The sequence below is a fragment of the Actinocorallia populi genome (assembly GCF_002995495.1).
In the GTDB taxonomy this organism is placed as follows: domain Bacteria; phylum Actinomycetota; class Actinomycetes; order Streptosporangiales; family Streptosporangiaceae; genus Actinocorallia; species Actinocorallia populi.
The window spans coordinates 338258-356668 of the sequence record NZ_PVZV01000005.1 but is presented as its reverse complement, the minus strand read 5'-3'; the positions used below and the strand labels follow the sequence as shown (position 1 = coordinate 356668).

General features: G+C 71.7%; 13 protein-coding genes. 7 read left to right on the top strand and 6 right to left on the bottom strand.

Annotation, left to right across the window (positions count from 1 at the left end):
- Window positions 1-125: 125 nt before the first annotated feature.
- The 5 genes from C2865_RS21740 to C2865_RS21720 all read left to right on the top strand — a co-directional run bounded on the left by C2865_RS21740 (window position 126) and on the right by C2865_RS21720 (window position 7980).
- On the top strand, window positions 126-1718 hold the full coding sequence (locus C2865_RS21740; RefSeq protein ID WP_106400378.1) for an acyl-CoA synthetase: 1593 nt from the start codon (window positions 126-128) through the stop codon (window positions 1716-1718).
- 99 nt (window positions 1719-1817) lie between these two features.
- Entirely contained in the window at window positions 1818-2411 is a 594-nt protein-coding gene (locus C2865_RS21735) for a TetR/AcrR family transcriptional regulator (protein WP_106400377.1), read from the top strand.
- 44 nt (window positions 2412-2455) lie between these two features.
- Window positions 2456-4189: an ABC transporter ATP-binding protein gene (locus C2865_RS21730; RefSeq protein WP_157963856.1), complete on the top strand. Its 1734-nt coding sequence runs from the start codon at window positions 2456-2458 to the stop codon at window positions 4187-4189.
- Window positions 4186-6156 (top strand): ABC transporter ATP-binding protein, encoded by a 1971-nt coding sequence (locus C2865_RS21725; RefSeq protein ID WP_269802737.1) that lies wholly within the window; start codon window positions 4186-4188, stop codon window positions 6154-6156. The genes C2865_RS21730 and C2865_RS21725 overlap by 4 nt, the downstream gene beginning before the upstream one ends.
- A gap of 141 nt (window positions 6157-6297) precedes the next feature.
- The gene (locus C2865_RS21720; RefSeq protein ID WP_106400376.1) at window positions 6298-7980 is read left to right on the top strand and encodes a protein kinase domain-containing protein; all 1683 of its coding nucleotides are present in this window, start codon (window positions 6298-6300) and stop codon (window positions 7978-7980) included.
- Between the two features lie 143 nt (window positions 7981-8123).
- On the opposite strand, the gene C2865_RS21715 is transcribed toward C2865_RS21720, so the two are convergent.
- The 6 genes from C2865_RS21715 to C2865_RS39085 form a co-directional block, all read right to left on the bottom strand.
- Window positions 8124-9119 carry an aldo/keto reductase gene (locus C2865_RS21715; protein WP_106400375.1) on the bottom strand — a complete coding sequence of 332 codons (996 nt, stop codon included), beginning with the start codon at window positions 9117-9119 and terminating at the stop codon, window positions 8124-8126.
- Between the two features lie 79 nt (window positions 9120-9198).
- Window positions 9199-9786, bottom strand: a complete 588-nt coding sequence (locus C2865_RS21710) for a Uma2 family endonuclease (RefSeq protein WP_157963855.1) — start codon at window positions 9784-9786, stop codon at window positions 9199-9201.
- 120 nt (window positions 9787-9906) lie between these two features.
- Window positions 9907-10158, bottom strand: a complete 252-nt coding sequence (locus C2865_RS21705) for a hypothetical protein (RefSeq protein ID WP_106400373.1) — start codon at window positions 10156-10158, stop codon at window positions 9907-9909.
- A 160-nt stretch (window positions 10159-10318) separates the two neighbouring features.
- Entirely contained in the window at window positions 10319-12595 is a 2277-nt protein-coding gene (locus C2865_RS39525; protein ID WP_157963854.1) for a hypothetical protein, read from the bottom strand.
- Window positions 12592-14175, bottom strand: coding sequence for a peroxidase family protein (locus C2865_RS21695; protein WP_232835748.1), 1584 nt, complete (start codon window positions 14173-14175; stop codon window positions 12592-12594). The genes C2865_RS39525 and C2865_RS21695 overlap by 4 nt, the downstream gene beginning before the upstream one ends.
- Window positions 14172-15419: a cytochrome P450 gene (locus C2865_RS39085; protein WP_110554885.1), complete on the bottom strand. Its 1248-nt coding sequence runs from the start codon at window positions 15417-15419 to the stop codon at window positions 14172-14174. Before C2865_RS39085 ends, C2865_RS21695 begins: the two co-directional genes overlap by 4 nt.
- A 195-nt stretch (window positions 15420-15614) precedes the next feature.
- Between C2865_RS39085 and C2865_RS21685 the strand changes: the two genes are divergently transcribed.
- Window positions 15615-16571, top strand: a complete 957-nt coding sequence (locus C2865_RS21685; RefSeq protein WP_106400371.1) for an acyl-CoA desaturase — start codon at window positions 15615-15617, stop codon at window positions 16569-16571.
- A 170-nt stretch (window positions 16572-16741) separates the two neighbouring features.
- On the top strand, window positions 16742-18409 hold the full coding sequence (ctaD, locus tag C2865_RS21680; protein ID WP_106400370.1) for an aa3-type cytochrome oxidase subunit I: 1668 nt from the start codon (window positions 16742-16744) through the stop codon (window positions 18407-18409).
- Window positions 18410-18411: the final 2 nt, after the last annotated feature.

Genomic DNA, 18411 nt, shown 5'->3' with positions numbered 1-18411 from the left:
TCCCGTCCCCACCGGCCGTTTCCCGGCCTGCGGCCGTTAGGGCAGAGGAACGCCATAAGCAAGGACTTACCTCACCGGGAGGGACCGGGTTAGGTTGGGTGTCCTCCGTCGGAAGGATCCCAAAGATGCCGTCCTTCAACCTCGCCGACCTGTTCGAGATCGTCGCCGACGCCGTGCCCGACCGGCTCGCCCTGGTCGCCGGCGACACCCGCCTGACCTTCGCCGAGCTCGACGCGCGGGCGAACCGGGCCGCCGCGGTCCTGGCCGAGGCCGGAGTCGGCCCCGGGGACCGGGTGTCGATCCTGTCGGTCAACCGCGCCGAGTGGCTGGAGACCCAGATCGCCGCCTTCAAGCTGCGGGCGGCCCCGGTGAACGTCAACTACCGCTACACGGCGAACGAGCTCGCCCACGTGATCGGCGACTCGGGCAGCACCGTGGTGGTCGGCGAGCGCGGCCCGCTGGCGCGCCTCGGCCCCGCCCGCGACCGGCTGCCCGACCTGCGCTCCGTGCTGGTGATCGAGGACGGGGACGGCGGCGAGGTGCCCGGGGCCGTCCGGTACGAGGAGGCGCTGGCCGCCGCCTCGCCCGCGCGGGTGCCCGCCGAACGCTCCGGCGACGACCTCTTCCTGCTCTACACGGGCGGTACCACCGGCCTGCCCAAGGGCGTCATGTGGCGTATCGAGGACATCTTCTTCCAGGCCATGGGCGGCGGCAACATGGTCGGCGACCCGATCCAGCGGCCCGAGCAGGCGGGTGAGAACGCCGCGGCGGGCGGGCTCACCATCATGTGCAACGCGCCGCTCATGCACGCCGCCGGCATCTGGGTGAGCTGGGCGTCCCTGACCTCCGGGTCGAAGCTGGTGCTGTGGTCGGAGCCCAGCTTCTCGGCGGCCGGGATCCTGGAGGTCGCCTCGCGGGAGGGCGCGCAGGTGATGACCACGATCGGCGACGCCATGGCACGGCCGATCGCCGACTTCCTGGAGGCCAACCCCGACGCCTACGACCTGTCGTCCCTGCTCGTCGTGGCCACCGGCGGCTCGGTCACCTCGCCCGACGTGAAGGAGCGGCTCCAGCGGGCGCTGCCGTCGCTGATGACGATCCTCGACCCGATCGGCGGCTCGGAGACCGGAACGGCCGCACGGGCCGTCGAGCCGGGCCCGGACGGGCGGCCGCGCTTCATGCCCCAGCCGGACGCCGCGGTGCTGGACGAGAAGCTGCGCCGGATCGAACCCGGATCGGAGGAGATCGGGGTGTTCGCCCGCTCCGGGCGGATCCCGATCGGCTACTGGAACGACCCGGCGAAGACCGAGGCCACGTTCGTGACGGACGCGGACGGTGTCCGGTGGGCGCTGCAGGGCGACATGATGCGCGTCGACGCCGAGGGCCACATGATCCTGCTCGGCCGGGGCTCGACCGTGGTGAACACCGGCGGCGAGAAGGTGTACGTCGAGGAGGTCGAGAGTGCGCTGAAGTCGCACCCGGCCATCTACGACGCGCTGGTCGTGGGGCTGCCCGACGAGCTGCTGGGCCAGCGGGTGACCGCGGTGGTCTCGCTCGGCTCCCCCGTCACCGAGGAGGAGCTGCGCGGGCACTGCCGCGAGGTGCTCGCCGGATACAAGATCCCCAAGCGGATCCACGTGGTGGACGAGGTGCGCCGCACCCCGTCGGGCAAGGCCGATTATCGCTGGGCCAAGGAGGCCGCGGCCGAGCGGGGCTGACCCGGCCGGAGGAGCGTGGCGCGCTTAAATTGCGCGCCACGCAGTTTTTCTCTGAATAAAAATTTGCGCGGCACGCAGGAAGCGCATACCGTCGCCTGCGTGAACCTCAGGGAGCGCAAGAAAGAAGCGACACGGCAGGCGCTGAGCCTCGCCGCGGCCGACCTCGCCCTGAAGCACGGTCCGGAGAACGTGCGGGTGGAGGACATCGCCGCCGCGGCCGGCGTCTCCCCCCGCACCTACAACAACTACTTCTCCAGCCGGGAGGCGGCGATCTGCGCCATCCCCGTCGCCCGCAACCGGGAGCTGGGGGAACGGCTGAGGGCGCGGCCTCCGCAGGAGCCGCTGGCCGACGCCTGCGTCCAGGCCGTGCTCGAACACCACGCGGAGCAGGGCTCCCCGGACTGGCGGATCATGCACATGATCTTCTGCAACCGGGCGCTGCACGGCGAGTTCCTCAAGAGCCACAAGGCGATGTCCCAACCCCTCGTGGAGGCCATCGCCGAGCGCTGCGGGCTCGATCCCGAGCGGGACATGTTCCCCTCCCTGCTGGCGGCCTCGCTCGGCACCGCCGTCCGGATCGCCACCCAGCACTGGCTCGAACACGAACAGCACACCGGCCGAACGCTCCAGGACGCGCTGCGGGAGGGCCTGCTGCACGTCGCCCCCGTCGCGTCCGCCCACGACCATCGCTGACCAGGCCGGCACCGCCGGTCGCTACCACCTCTAGCGAGCCCCCCTTGCTGATCAGTCTCGTCCGCGAGTTCCTGCGGCCCTACCGCAGGGACCTGACCCTGCTGGTGGCGCTGCAGTTCCTCGCCACCCTCGCGATGCTCTACCTGCCGACCCTGAACGCCGACATCATCGACGACGGCGTGGTCACCGGCGACACCGGCACCATCCTGCGGCTCGGCGGCGTCATGCTCGCGGTGTCCGTGGGCCAGGTCCTGTGCTCCGTCGGCGCCATCTACTTCGCGGCCCGCACGGCCGGCGCGCTCGGCCGCGACCTGCGCGCCGGCCTGTTCGACCGGGTCCAGCGCTTCTCCGCCCGCGAGGTCGGCCAGTTCGGCACCCCGTCGCTCATCACCCGCACCACCAACGACGTGCAGCAGGTGCAGATGCTCGTCCTGATGGCGATGACCATCGCGGTGACCGCGCCGATCATGGGGACCGGCAGCATCATCATGGCGCTGCGCCAGGACGTCCCGCTGTCGGGCCTGCTGCTGGTGGTGCTGCCGCTGCTGTCGGCCGCCGTCGCCTTCGCGCTGTCCAGGATGCACCCGCTGTTCCGCACCATCCAGGAGCGGCTCGACCAGCTCAACCAGATCCTGCGCGAGCAGATCACCGGCGTCCGGGTCGTCCGCGCCTTCGTCCGCGAGGACCGCGAGACCGAGCGGTTCGACCGGGCCAACACCGAGCTGATGGACGTCTCCCGGCGCGCCGGGAACTTCATGAGCCTGATCTTCCCGCTGGTGCTGGGGGTCGTGAACCTCGCCAGCGTCGCCGTCCTGTGGTTCGGCGGGCACCGGATCGAGAGCGGCGGCATGGAGATCGGCGCGCTCACCGCGTTCCTCAGCTACCTGATGCAGACGCTGATGTCGGTGATGATGGCGACGTTCATGTTCATGCAGGCGCCCCGCGCCTCGGTCTGCGCCGAGCGCATCCGGGAGGTGCTGGACACCGACTCCAGCGTCGTCCCGCCCGCCGAGCCCGTCACCGAGACCACCGGGCACGGCACCCTGGAGCTGCGCGACGTGGAGTTCCGCTACCCGGGCGCCGAGGAGCCGGTGCTGCAGGGCGTCTCCCTCACCGCGCGGCCCGGCGAGACCGTCGCGATCATCGGATCCACCGGCAGCGGCAAGAGCACCCTGATCGGCCTCGTCCCCCGCCTGTTCGACGTGACCGGCGGCGACGTCCTCGTCAACGGCGTGGACGTGCGGGAGCTCGACCCGGCGAAGCTGTCGGACCTCATCGGCCTCGTCCCGCAGCGGCCCTACCTGTTCTCCGGGACCATCGCCTCCAACCTGCGCTACGGCAGGGCCGACGCCACCGACGAGGAGTTGTGGCGGGCACTGGAGATCGCCCAGGCCAGGGACTTCGTGGAACGCATGCCCGAGGGCCTGGACACCCCGGTCTCCCAGGGCGGCACCACCGTCTCCGGCGGCCAGCGCCAGCGCCTGGCCATCGCGCGGGCCCTGGTGCACCGGCCGGAGATCTACCTCTTCGACGACTCCTTCTCCGCGCTCGACTACACCACGGACGCGCGGCTGCGCGCCGCGCTCGCCGAGCGGACCTCCGGCGCCACCGTCCTCATCGTCGCCCAGCGGGTCAGCACCATCCGCCACGCCGACCGGATCGTGGTCCTCGACCACGGCCGCGTCGTGGGGACGGGCACCCACGAGGAGCTGATGGCCGGCAACGAGACCTACCGGGAGATCGTCCTCTCCCAGCTCACCGAACAGGAGGCGGCATGACCACGCCGAACCGCCCCGAGGCGCCCAAGGCGCCGGCCGCAGGCGGGCCGCCCCGCACCGGCCCCGGGGCCTGGATGGCCGGGCCCTCCCTGGAGAAGCCCTCGAACTTCACCGAGTCGGGCAAGCGGCTGCTGCGCGACCTGCGGCCGGAGCGCGCGCTGATCATCGCCGGGCTGGCGCTGACGGCGGTGAGCGTCGCGCTCACCGTGGCCGGGCCGAAGATCCTCGGCATCGCCACCGACCTCATCTTCAACGGCGCGATCTCCTCGAGGCTGCCCGACGGCGCGGACAAGGAGCAGGTCGTCGAGGGGCTGCGCGCGCAGGGCGACGACAACTTCGCCGACATGGTCTCCTCGATGGACGTCGTCCCCGGCGAGGGCATCGACTTCGGCGCGGTCGGCCGGGTGCTGCTCGCCGCCCTCGCCGTCTACCTCGTGGCCAGCCTCCTCGCGGTGGTGCAGGGGCGGGTGACCACCACGGTCGTCCAGCGGGCGATGTACCGGCTGCGCGCGCGGGTGCAGGCCAAACTCTCCCGGCTGCCGCTGAGCTATTTCGACCGGCAGCAGCGCGGCGAGGTGCTCAGCCGTGTCACCAACGACATCGACAACCTGTCGCAGAGCATGCAGCAGACCCTGAGCATGGCGGCGAACTCCCTGCTCACCATCGTCGGCGTGCTGGCGATGATGTTGTGGATCTCACCGCTGCTGGCGCTGGTCGCCCTGATCACGGTGCCGCTGTCGATGCTCGTCGCGGCGAAGATCGGCGGGCGGTCCAAGCCGCAGTTCATCCAGCAGTGGGCGAGCACCGGCAAGCTCAACGCCCACATCGAGGAGATGTACACCGGGCACACGCTGGTGTCGGTGTTCGGCCGCAAGGACGAGGCCGCCGAGACGTTCACCGAGCAGAACGACAGCCTCTACCAGGCCTCGTTCAAGGCGCAGTTCATCTCCGGGCTGATCCAGCCCGCGATGATGTTCATCGGCAACCTCAACTACGTGCTGGTCGCGGTGATCGGCGGGCTGCGGGTCGCCAACGGCTCCCTGTCGCTCGGCGACGTGCAGGCGTTCATCCAGTACTCGCGCCAGTTCACCCAGCCGCTCAGCCAGCTGGCGAGCATGGCGAACCTGGTGCAGTCCGGCGTCGCCTCGGCCGAGCGGGTCTTCGGCCTGCTCGACGCCGAGGAGCAGCGCCCGGACCGCGACGAGCCCGCGACGCTGGAGCACGTCGAGGGCCGCGTCGCCTTCGAGCGCGTGAACTTCTCCTACAAGCAGGACGAGCCGCTCATCGAGGACCTGTCCCTGACCGTCGAGCCGGGCCAGACCGTCGCGATCGTCGGCCCGACCGGCGCCGGCAAGACGACGCTGGTCAACCTCCTGATGCGCTTCTACGAGCTGAACGGCGGCCGCATCACCCTGGACGGCGCGGACATCGCCGAGATGAGCCGCGCCGACCTGCGCTCGCGCACCGGCATGGTCCTGCAGGACGCCTGGCTCTTCGGCGGCACCATCGCCGAGAACATCGCCTACGGCAACGCCGGCGCCACCCGCGAGCAGGTCGTCGAGGCGGCGAAGGCCACCCAGGTCGACCCGTTCGTGCGCACCCTCCCCGACGGGTACGACACCGTCCTGGACGAGGAGGGCGGCACGGTCAGCGCGGGCGAGAAGCAGCTCATCACCATCGCCCGCGCCTTCCTCGCCGAACCGGCCATCCTCATCCTCGACGAGGCCACCAGCTCGGTCGACACCCGCACCGAGGTCCTCATCCAGCGGGCGATGCGCAGCCTCCGCCAGGGCCGCACCAGCTTCGTCATCGCCCACCGCCTGTCCACCATCCGCGACGCCGACCTCATCCTCGTCATGGAGCGCGGCACCATCGTGGAGCAGGGCACCCATGACGAGCTGATCGCGGCCGACGGCGCCTACCAGCGCCTCTACGCCGCCCAGTTCGCCGAGGCCGTCACCACCTGACGGCCCCCTCCGCTCCCCGTCCGAACGACAGGGCCGGGCTCCCACCGGGGGTCCGGCCTTTTCGTCCTCTCTCATCCTGTACGGAACGCGAGGACCGGTGAGATATTCAGCGGAGTCCAGCAGAACTCTGTCGGGGGATCCATGGCACTGCAGGCCGGAATGCTTCTGGCGCATCGGTACCGTCTGGAGGCGCTGCTCGGGAACGGGGCGATGGGCCAGGTCTGGCGGGCCGCCGACCTGCGGCTTGACCGGGACGTCGCGGTGAAGGTGGTGCTCACCGAACCGGGCGGGACTCCCGACCACAGGCTGTCGGCCCGGCTGCACCGGGAGGCCAGGGCCGCGGCGAAGCTCGACCACCCGGGCATCACCACGGTCTTCGACAGCGGGGACGACCGGGGGCACCTGTTCATCGTGATGCAGTTCCTGCACGGGTCGGATCTGGACCGGGAACTGCGGGCGCACCCGGGCGGGCTGCCGGTGGACCGGGCGATCGACCTGCTGGCGCAGACCGCCGAGGCGCTGGCGGTCGCGCACGCGCACGACGTGGTGCACCGGGACCTCAAACCCGCCAACCTGATGCTCCTGGCCGGAGGACGGGTGAAGATCTGCGACTTCGGGATCGCCTGGTACGGGGGCGCCACCGCGCTGACCCGGGCGGGCGCCCCGATCGGCACACCCGGTTACATGGCCCCCGAGCAGTGGAAGGACTCGCGCATCGACCACCGGGCGGACCTGTACGCGCTCGGCTGCCTCGGATACGCGCTGCTGACCGGCAGGCCGCCGTTCGACGGTTCGACCATCTACCAGCTCATGAACCAGCACCTGAACCTGGCGCCGCCGTCGCTGGGCTCGTTGCGCGCGGGCGTCCCCGGCTCCGTCACGGACCTGCTCGGCGCCCTGCTGGCGAAGGAGCCCGCGGACCGTCCCGCGGACGCCTCCCTCGTCGCCGCCGAACTGCGTTCGGCGCGTGCCACGCACTGGGCGCCGCGGCCGGCGGCGGAGGACTCCGGGGCCGCCGGATCCAGGAAGAAGACGGTCCTGGGACGGCGCGAGCGGGTGGCGCGGGGCCAAGACGCGACGATCCCGCTCGAGCTCTGCCTGCAGAAGACCTGCGAGGGTTCGGTGGAGGAGCTGACCATCGAGACCGCGGCCGCCTGCTCCGCCTGCTCGGGGGCGGGCACCTCCGACGGCCGCTCTCCCGTCCCCTGTCCCCCGTGCCGCGGCCGGGGCGGCACGATGACCGGCCCGTCCCGCTGGCAGGCGTGTGAGCGGTGCGACGGCTACGGGGACCTTCTCACCCGTCCCTGCGGGGAGTGCGAGGGCGAGGGGCGGGTGGCCGTCCAGCGGACGCTCAAGGTGAAGATCCCCGCGGGCGTCGAGCACGGCACCCTCATCCAGTTCGCCGGCGAAGGAGAGGTCGGCCCGGGCGCGGGCGAACCCGGCGACCTCTACCTCAAGATCGTCGAGCTCGGCCACGAGACCTTCCGCCGTGAGGGCGACGACCTGCACTGCACTTTGCGGATCCCGCTGTCACAGGCCGTGCTCGGCTCCCAGGCCACCCTCCGTGACCTGACGGGGAAGCCGGTCACCTTCAAGATCCCGCCCGGCGTCCAGCCCGCCCAGCGGTTCCGCCTGTCCGGCTACGGCGCCCGCCACGTGAACGGTGAGGGCCGTGGCGATATCTACGTCTCTATCCATATAGACATCCCCACTCACCTCGACTCGCACGAGACCGCCTTCTTCCAGGATCTGGCCCGCCGCCGCGGCGAGTCCCCGCAGAGCAACACCACCCTGCCCGCCGACCACACCTGTGCCCGGCACTGACCGCCGAAGCACCCGGCTTCGGGGCAGGCCGCCGTCCTGCCGGAAAGCCGACGGCGGAGCATTCCGCTCCGCCGTCCCGCACCGTCCCGGAGGCTGCTGCCTCCGGGACGGTGAAACATGCCGGACCGCGGTCCGGCCGCCCGTCACCAGGCGAAGGCCTCCGGAGAGGGGCCGGGGCCGGGGAAGATCTCCTCGAGCTTCTCGAGGAACTCCGGGGAGAGTTCCAGGGCTGCGGCGCGCAGGCCCGACTCCAGCTGCTCCATGGTGCGGGGGCCGACGATCGGGCCGGTGACGCCCGGCCGGGTCAGCAGCCAGGCCAGCCCCACCTCGCCGGGCTCCAGTCCGTGGGCGGCGCAGAGCTCCTCGTAGGCCTCGATCTTCGCGCGGGTCGCGGGGTCGGAGAGGAGCTGCCGGTTCCGCTCGGACAACGACCGGGCTCCTCCCCCTTCACGTTCCTTGCGCAGTACCCCGCCGAGAAGGCCGCTCTGCAGCGGCGACCACGGGATGACGCCGAGCCCGTACGCCTCGGCGGCCGGGATGACCTCCATCTCGGCGCGGCGCTCGAAGAGGTTGTACAGGCACTGCTCGCTCACCAGCCCGAGCGAGCCGCGGCGGGCCGCCGTCTCGTTGGCGCGCGCGATCGCCCACCCGGGGAAGTTCGACGACCCGACGTAGAGCACCTTCCCCTGCTGCACCAGCACGTCCATCGCCTGCCAGATCTCCTCCCACGGAGTGGCCCGGTCGATGTGGTGGAACTGGTAGACGTCGATGTAGTCGGTGCCGAGCCGCCGCAGGGAATCCTCCGCCGCACGGCGGATGTTCAACGCCGACAACTTGTCGGCGTTCGGCCACGGCTTCCCGTCGGCCCCCATGCTCCCGTACACCTTGGTGGCCAGCACCGTCTTGTCCCGGCGCCCGCCCCCCTGCGCGAACCAGGTCCCGATGATCTCCTCGGTGCGCCCCTTGTTCTCGCCCCACCCGTACACGTTGGCCGTGTCGAAGAAGTTGACGCCCGCGTCCAGCGCCGCATCCATGATCTTGTGGCTGTCCGCCTCGTTGGTCTCCGGCCCGAAGTTCATCGTCCCGAGCACCAGACGGCTCACCTTGAGTCCGGTACGTCCCAGCTGTACGTAGTCCATACCTTGAACAACGCCCCGAAGCCGCATGATCTTCCGATCACCGCCCCGCTCTCCTCCGCCCGGCTGCACGAAAGCCTCGTCACCCGTCGGAAAGCTCCCTGAAAGTCGTATCGACAGGGATCGGTCCGTCAAGGGACAGCCTGCGGGTGTGCAGGCAGACCAGGTGATACCGACCCTCCGAGAGCCGGTACTCCTCGATCTGCTCGATACCGTCCTGGGACTCGGAGAGGAACACGATCAGATAGACCGGGATGCCCGCCGCAGCGTAGGCGGCCTTCTTGTCGACCGTGTCGGTGCGGAAGGAACTCTCCGGTGACACGATCTCGATGACCAGAACGCTGTCTCCCGCGTACAAACGCCGGTCGTCGGGCAGGCACCTGTACACGGTGACGTCCGGGCGCCTGAGGTTGAGCGGCACATCGCTGATCCGGACATCGACATCGGTTTCCACCATCAGGCATGGCTCGGGCTTACGTCCCTGCTCCAGTACCGCCGCCAGCCGCCGTGCGACGCGGTTGTGCAACCGGGAAGCACTCTCGCACTTGACGACATGCCCGTCGATGACCTCGATCGTCCGGCAGAAATCCTCGGGCAGCGCCTCGTACTCCTGCGCGGTGATCTGCTCGGGAATCCAGCGATACCAGTCTTCAGGAGCGCCGCTCGTCATGGCCGCGAGTCTACCGGTCCGCTGCGGGCCTTCACGGAACGAAGACGTCATCAGCGTGTACGCCATCACCTGTCCGGCGGCGGCTCCTTTCGCTGTTCCGGACCCGTTCCGCCTGGTACGTCATTCCCGGTCTTCGAAAGGCCCGGCCGAGCCCGAGGCATGGGCGCGGAGAAGGACGGCGGCGGTGGAGAGGTCGTCGTACGCAACGGTGCAGGCCGTCAGGTGTGCGTCAAGGGCGGCGTGGAGCCAGGACGGCGCGGCCTCGTCGGCACGGAGGCGGCGAGCCAGAGCGCGGAGGCGCACCGTGCAGCGCTCGAGGGCCTCCGCGTCGGACGCCAGGCGGGCGGCGTGGTCGCTGAGCGGATCGGTCATCGGGGCTCCGGGATGAGCGGGTGGACGGAAGAAGCGAGCGGAACGGGGGGATGGCGAAGGTGATGGCCAGAAGGACTACTGAGCGGGACGAAACATCAGAGCCCCGAAATGAACGAGCGGTCGACGGAAGAAGAAGCGAGCGGAGCGAGGGGGACGGGCATCAGGGCTCCGGGGTGAGCGGGTGGTCGACGGAAGAAGAAGTGAGCGGGGCGGGGGGATGGTGGAGGAGGCGGGCGGAAGGGGTGGTCTGGCAGAGGAAGGGGCGGGTTCGGGGGAGGGAGAGGGCGTGGAGGAGGGCGGGCAGGGGGTGCTCGGGTGCTCCGGCGGTGAGGAGGAGGCGGGGGACGGGGTGGGTGGTGGTGGGGCCGGTGGACTGGAGGGTGGAGCGGTAGGGGGTGTTCCCGGTGCGGGAGTACAGGACTCGGGTGGCCGCGGAGCGGCGGGGGGCGGGCGGGCGGAGCCGGGGGCCCGGGGTGCCGGTGAGGACGAGGAGAGGGGTGGTCTCGCCGGGGGCGGTGATGGCGGCTTCCACCGCCGTGGGGGTGAGGGTGAGGGTCGTTTCGGTGAGGTGGGCGGGGTGGGACCACAGGTCGGCGGCGGCGGCTCGGGCCTGGGGGGTGGTGACGGCGGCGGCCAGCGGGTGGAGGCCGGCGTGGCGGAGGGCGGGGGCGCGCAGCAGGTCGCGCAGGAGGCCGGTGGGGCGGGGGTGCAGGGGGGAGTGGACGAGCAGGCTGAGGGTGGTCTCGTGGTGGGGGTCGAGGGTGCTCCGGTGGTGGGTGGTGAAGTGCAGGACGGCGATGGCGCGGGAGGCCGCGGTCACGGGGGTGAAGGGGGTGCCGGTGAGGAGGGCGGCGGCCTTCTCCGCGGGGACGGTGAACCAGGCGGTGAACACCGTGGCGTCGAAGGTGCGGACGGGGACGGTGACGGGGCCCTCGGAGGTGTGCCTGGAGTGGGTGGGGACGGTGAGGAAGGGGAAGCCCGCGGGGTGCGGGGCGTGGTCGTACAGGCGGTAGAGGCGGCGGCGCACGATGGGGCCGGTGTAGGCGGTGAGCTGGGCCTCCAGGTGGGCGCGGGCCTCGGGGAGGTCGTCGCGGAGGTTGGCGGCGTACTGCTCCAGGCCGTGGCAGGCGGGGAAGAGGTGGGTGGAGTCGGTGTAGTCGACGATGTACCAGTCGGGGTGCAGGGCGAAGCAGTTCCCGGCGCCCTGGCCGTCGAGGGTGGGGATGATGTCGTGGTGGTTGGTGATGCTGGAGACCCGCGTGGCGGGTGAGGCGGGCTGTTTGAAGTCGATGGGCGAGCCGATGGCGATGGCGTCGGTCAGGACGTGGCGGGCGTTGAACTCCGGGTCCTGGGCGAGGCTCATGATGGCCGAGCCGCCCGCGCTGTGGCCGATGAGCGCCACCTCGGCGCCCTCGGGGACGCCGTAGTCGGCGACGGCCGCGGCCAGGGAGCGGCTGTAGGGGCCGCTGTCCAGGACCGTGCTGCTGAAGGCGCCCAGGAGGTCGGCCGGGGAGTCGGTGTCGAAACCGCCCGTCCGCATGCCGGGGGCGAGCACGACGTGGCGCTCCACCCCGTCGGGGCCGCGGACGGTCTGGACGAGGGCGCGGCCGGTGGGGCGGATGACGAGCAGGTCGCAGAGGTAGTCCAGGAACGAGCCGCGGGTGCTGAGGCGTCCGGCCTCGTGCGGCGCGGGCTCGACGGGCACGGCCGCGCCCGCGCCGCGGTCGAGGCGGGCGACGACGCGGTTGCTCATGCCGGTCAGCGGGTCGGCGGTGGCGGCGCCCAGGCCCGTGGCGATGAGCCAGGCCGTGTTGTCGTTGAGCGGGTTCTTGTCGAGCAGGGCGCGCAGCGCCAGGAGCTCGCCGAAGATCGGCGCGATGCCGGACAGGGCGCGGGCCGCCCCGCGGTCCCTGATGAGGGCGTGCAGCGCGCGGCCTGCGGCGAGGTCGCCGTCGGCGGAGACGGCCTCCAGCAGGCGGCGCAGCAGCGGATCCTCGGCGAGCTCGGGGTGGTGCAGGACGACGGCGGCGATGCGCAGCCGCAACGACGTGGTCATGACCCGGATGGGGAGGTTCCCGGCGTGCACGAGCCCGCCGAGCTTCGCCCCGAGCGTCCCGGCCCTGCCCCCGCTGACGGCCCACCCGAGCCCGCGCCGGTCGGTGACCGCCCGCAGCAGCGCGCGCTGCGCGCGCAGTCCCGTGCCGGGCGACCGCCGCAGCGACGCCGCCAGCGCGGGTTCGTGGAGCGCCGCCGTGGCGTGGACGGAGGCCTCCCGCAACGCGTGCGCGATCTCGGCCAGCTCCCGGGCCGCCGCCATCAACCGCCCGGAGGCCTCCTCCCCCGCTCCCCCGCACCGCGCCCCGGAATCGCTCTCACCGCTCACCTGGTCCCGCTCCTCCGGGGTTCGGGCGGGGATGGGGGTGTTCTCGGGGGTCATCGCAGGGCGCCTCGCCAGGTCATGGAGACGAAGCGGGGGGCGGGGTCCTCGGGGGTGTTGCGGTGCAGGACGTCGGAGAGGGTGCGGGTGCGGGCGATGGTCTCCAGGCCCAGGGGGGTGAAGGTGGCGGCGTTGAGGACGCGGGGGGCCAGGAGGGGGTTGGTGAGGGCCTGGGAGAAGGCGTCGATGGCGATGATCTTGGTGAGGAGGGGCGGGAGGATGGCCTTCGGCGAGCCCGGTTCCTCGGCGAACATGCCGACGTAGAGCTCCAGGTCGTCGACGTCCCGGTACAGGTCGGCGAGGGACTCGTGGACGCGCGGGTCGCCGGAGACCTGGTCGAAGCGCCGGACGCGGGGGAAGCGGCAGTGCTCGCGGTAGTCGTTGTAGGGGGCCAGGCCGAGGGTGCGGCCGTCGGTGATGGAGGAGACCTCCACCTCGCGCAGCGACGGGTCGGTGTTGAAGAGGCCGATGCGTCCGGCACGCTGCTCGGAGGCGTCCTCGAAGAGCCTGCCCAGGCCGGGGCCGGGGATGAGCGCCCCGCCGAACAGGGTGTGCGGTGCCGGCAGCTCCTTCTCGCCGACCACCAGCGTGCCCGGGATCAGGCTGTGCCAGCGGTAGACGAGGTTGAACTCCACCGACGCCCAGTTCTGCCGGTGCCAGGGGGCTCCGCGCAGCATCGTTCCGAGCTTCGGGTCGAGCAGGAACCGGAAGTGGTAGGGGGTGATGTGGTTGATGTACTCCTCGACCACGATCCGGATGACCTGCACGATGACGATGTTGCGCGCGGTCTGGAAGATGCGTTCGTCGTCCCAGCCGGGGTTCTGCTCGGCCAGGAGCCGGGCGACGCGGTTGTGCTCGCGCAGGAACAGCACGGTCATCATGGTGAAGCCGACCTGCACGTTGCCGCGGTCGCCGCCGAGGGCGAAGAGGGTGTCGCGGCGTTCGGGCGGCAGCATCTCCATGCGCACGGCCGTCAGCGCCCGGAACTCCGGTTTGACCTCGCCGTTCTCGCACAGGTAGGGCGGGAACTCGCCGCCGTTGACCAGCTGGCTCTTGAGCAGGCCGCCCTCGTGGGCGCGGATCGCCGCGGTGGCCGCCGCGTCGAGGCCGTAGAGCGGGTTGAGGTCGATCTCGTGGTTGGAGGTGCTGCGCCGGGGGTCGCGCGGCTCGCGGGACTCCCCGCGCAGGAACCCGTCGGTGAACCACTGGGCGAAGTAGGCGAACAGCACGGTCGAGCGGGGGCAGGGGTCCATCGGCCCCTCCCGCAGGAAGAGGTCGGCTGCCTTGTCGACCGAGGGGCGGCCGGTCTCCTGGTCGTCGTGCGGGGGCAGGTGCCTGCCGCTGTAGGTGCGGTCGGTGAGGGACGTCCAGGACGTGTAGGGCGCCAGGGTGCTCAGCGGCTCGGGCCGGGGCGGCATCTCGCGGACCGCCTGGTCGATCAGTGTCGCGTTGAGGCGGCGGCGCACGGGCACGGCGGTCTCGGCGAGCCGCCAGAGGGGCCGGGCGTGGGTGAGGGCGAGGAAGCGCAGCCTGTTGACGGCGCCGTCGGTGGCGATGCTCCGTGCCTTGGAACGGCTCAAACCCGGGATTCCTTCCATGCGGGGGCGTCCAGATGCAGGATGCGGCGGTCGGGGAAGATCCCCCGGTCGCGGACGGTCTCGCCGCCCGACCGCAGGCCCGGCCGCAGCAGCAGCCTGCGCAGCGTCTCGGTGACGACGGTGCGGCCGGGGTGGACGCCGACGCAGGCGTGCGGGCCGTGCCCGAAGTGCAGCAGGGTGTGTCCGGGCCGGTCGAGCCGGAAGGACTCCGGCTCCTCGACCGCCGCCTCGTCGTCCATCGCCGAGGCGACCGCGGCCAGCACGAGCCCGCCGGCCGGGACCACCGCCCCCGAGGGCAGGGCGTGCTCGCGGACGCAGAAACGGACGATCATCTTGAGGAAGGGGTCGAACCGCAGGGCCTCCCAGACGTGGGGCTCGAAGCGCTCGGGGTCGCGGGCGGCATCGGCGGCCCGCTCCAGCAGCGGGGGATGGGCCAGGAGGTGGTCGAGCACGTTCGTCATCGACCCTGCGGCGTTCTCCACGAAGCCCAGGAGGAGCCCGGCGGTGTTGACGGCGATCCGCTCGTCGTCGAAGCCCAACTCGGCGGGCAGCCGGGTGCGCACGAGCCGGCCGAGGACGTCGGCGCCCTCCGGGCCGGCGCGGCGGTCGGCCACGAGGCCGCGGAGGTAGGCCATCATCTCCGCGCCCGCCTCGGCGGACGCCGCGCGGATCGCGGGGTCGCCGGCGAGGTTGGCGGTGACGTCGGTCATGACGGCGCGGGACCAGCGGGAGAGCGTCCGCGGGTCGGGCCCGGGGAAGCCGAAGTACCGGGCGCACACGGCCAGCGGGACGGCGCGGAACAGGGAGCCGACCACGTCGATCGCACCGCCCGCCGCGTCGAGCGCCGCGTCGGCGAGCTCCCCGGTGAGCGCGCGCAGCCCGGGGACGTCCTCGGGGGCGAGCACGACCTGCATGAGGCCCTTCTCCCGCCAGTTCATCGGGGTGGCGTCGCGGGTGAGCATGACGGGGCCGCCCAGCGCGGTCTCCATGGGCGCCGTGTAGGCGCCCACGGTGAAGGAGGCCGGGCGGGACAGCACCTCGGTGACGTCCGCGTGGCGGGTGACGAGGGTGAACGCCGGGGTGGTCAGGACGGGTCTGCGGGCGCGGAGCTCGGCGAACAGGGGCCGCCAGTCGGTGCGCAGCCAGCCCGCCAGGAGCATGAGCGCCGCCGCGGGGTCGGCCTGCTGGAGCGCGTCGTACCGGGCGAGGTAACCGTCGGTGTGCATGCTGGCCTCCACGCGGGGGACTGTGATCGACCGGAGCCAGAGAGTAAGCAGATGATCGCGCAGGTCGCAAGCCCGGAAACACGAAGAGTAGGCAACTAGATTCCCCAGGTGAGACTTTCATGCACCTCCCGCCACTACCGACCGTCATGCCTCCCGGGTCGAATGGGGTCACGACCGCGCTCCCGGGAGGCCTCGATGTCCGACACGCCCGAGCCGGACGTGCGGGGGACGCTCCCCGTCTCGCATGCACGCCGGCACGCGTACCTGCTGGTGCTCGTCGTGCTGCCCCTGCTGGCGCTCGGCGCGGCGGTGTGCGCCGCCTGGGGACGGGGCGTCGGCCCGCGCGATCTGATGATCTTCCTGGTCATGTACACGGTGAGCATCTTCGGGATCAGCGTCGGCTACCACCGCCTGCTCACCCACCGGTCGTTCAAGTGCGCGCGGCCGGTCCGCGCCGCCCTGGCCGTCGCGGGCGGCCTCGCGCTCCAGGGGCCGGTGACGCTGTGGGTCGCCGAGCACCGGCGCCACCACAAGTACTCCGACGGGCCCGGCGACCCGCACTCGCCCTGGGCGTACGGCGAGAGCGGCCTCGGCCTGCTCCGGGGCCTGCTGCACGCCCAGGCCGGCTGGTTCTACACCGCGCGCCGCCGTTCCAGCCGCGCGCACTGGGCGCCCGACCTGCTGGCCGACCCCGGCATCCGGCGGCTGGACGCCGCCTACCCGCTCGTCGCGGCCGCCTCGTTCCTGCTGCCCGCGGCGCTGGGCGGCGTGCTGTCCCAGTCGTGGGCGGGCTTCTGGTCGGCGCTCTTCTGGGGCGGCCTGGTCCGCTACGCGGTGGTCCACCATGTGACCTGGTCGGTGAACTCCCTCGCGCACAGCTTCGGCGACCGCCCCTTCACCACCCGCGACCGGTCCACCGACCTGCGCTGGGTCGCCCTGCTCACCTTCGGCGAGGGCTGGCACAACTGGCACCACGCCGAGCCCACCTGCGCCCGCCACGGGGTCCTCAAGGGCCACCACGACCCCAGCGCCGTCCTCATCCGCGCCCTGGAGCGCCTCGGCTGGGCCCGCGACGTCCGCTGGCCCGACCCCGCACGCCTCGCGGCCCGCCTCGCCGACACCCCGGCGGACCCCTCCGCCAAGGCCGCCTGAACGACCGGAGGGGACCCCCCGGACGGCACGGGCCGCGCCCCCGCCGGGCGGGGGCGCGCTTTCGGGGGCGAAGGCCGGGACGGGAGCCGATTCTTGGCCATCGCTTCATTTCGTCGCGTCGCGGCGGCGGGTAGGACAGCTGATCGACGTGGGCGACGAGACGAGGGAAGATGACCGCGACCGGACCGTGGGCGCCGAGCCTGCGCCGCGCGCTGGAGGGGCACCGCAAGGGCACGCGGCTGGGCGACGTCCTGACGACCACCGACCACAAGGTGGTGGGCCACCTCTATCTCGGCACGGCGTTCGTGATGTTCCTGGCCGCCGGGCTGATGGCGATGGTGATGCGGGCGGAGCTGCTCGAGCCGGGCATGCAGGTGGTCTCCCCCGACCGCTACAACCAGCTCTTCACCGTGCACGGGACAGTGATGCTGCTGCTGTTCGCGACACCGATGTTCGCCGGGTTCGCCAACTTCCTGGTGCCGCTGCAGATCGGGGCGCCCGACGTGGCGTTCCCCCGGCTCAACACCCTCAGCTACTACCTGTTCCTGTTCGGCGGGCTCCTGGTGCTGGCCGGGTTCCTCACGCCCGGCGGCGCCGCGGCCTTCGGCTGGACGGGTTACACGCCGCTGTCCGACGGGGCCCACTCCCCCGGGGTGGGCGGCGACCTGTGGATCATGGGTCTGGTCCTGTCGGGGGCCGGGACGATCCTCACGTCGGTCAACCTCGTCACCACCGTCGTGTGGATGCGCGCGCCCGGCATGGTGATGTTCCGGGTGCCGATCTTCACGTGGAACGTCCTGTTCACCAGTCTGATGGTGTTGTTGTCCTTCCCGGTCCTGACGGCGGCGCTGCTCGTCCTGTTCGCCGACCGCAGGCTCGGCGCGCACGTCTACGACGCGGCGAGCGGGGGCGCGCTCCTGTGGCAGCACCTGTTCTGGTTCTTCGGCCATCCGGAGGTCTACATCGTGGCGCTGCCCTTCTTCGGCATCGTCACCGAGATCCTCCCGGTGTTCAGCCGCAAACCGCTGTTCGGCTACAAGGGCATGGTCGGCGCGACCATCGCGATCACCGGCCTGTCGATGACCGTGTGGGCGCACCACATGTTCGCCACCGGGGCCGTGCTGCTGCCGTTCTTCTCCTTCATGTCGTTCCTCATCGCCGTCCCGACCGGCCTGAAGTTCTTCAACTGGATCGGCACGATGTGGCGGGGCCACCTCACCTTCGAGACTCCGATGCTGTTCGCCATCGGATTCCTCGTCACCTTCCTGTTCGGCGGGCTCACCGGCGTCATCGTCGCCTCGCCGCCCCTGGACTTCCACGCCACCGACAGCTACTTCGTCGTCGGCCACCTGCACTACGTGCTGTTCGGGACGGTCGTCTTCGCGATGTTCGGCGGCTTCTACTTCTGGTGGCCGAAGATGACGGGCAAGCGGCTCGACGAGCGCTGGGGGAAGATCCATTTCTGGACGCTGTTCTTCGGCTTCCAGACGACCTTCCTGGTGCACCACCTGCTCGGCGTGCAGGGGATGCCCCGGCGTTATGCCGACTACGCCGGGGAGTTCACCGCCCTGAACGCCGTCTCGTCGCTCGGCTCGTTCGTCCTGGGCGCCTCGACCTTCGCGTTCCTGTGGAACGTCTGGCGCACCCACCGGCACGGGACCAGGGTGGGGACCGACGACCCGTGGGGCGCGGGCGGCTCCCTGGAGTGGGCGACCTCATGCCCGCCGCCCCGCCACAACTTCCGGGTGATCCCGCCGATCCGCACCAGCCGTCCGGCCTTCGACCTGCACTTCGGGCTGCGGGAGCTCCCGGGCCGGCGGCCGCCCGGGTCGGGTTGAGC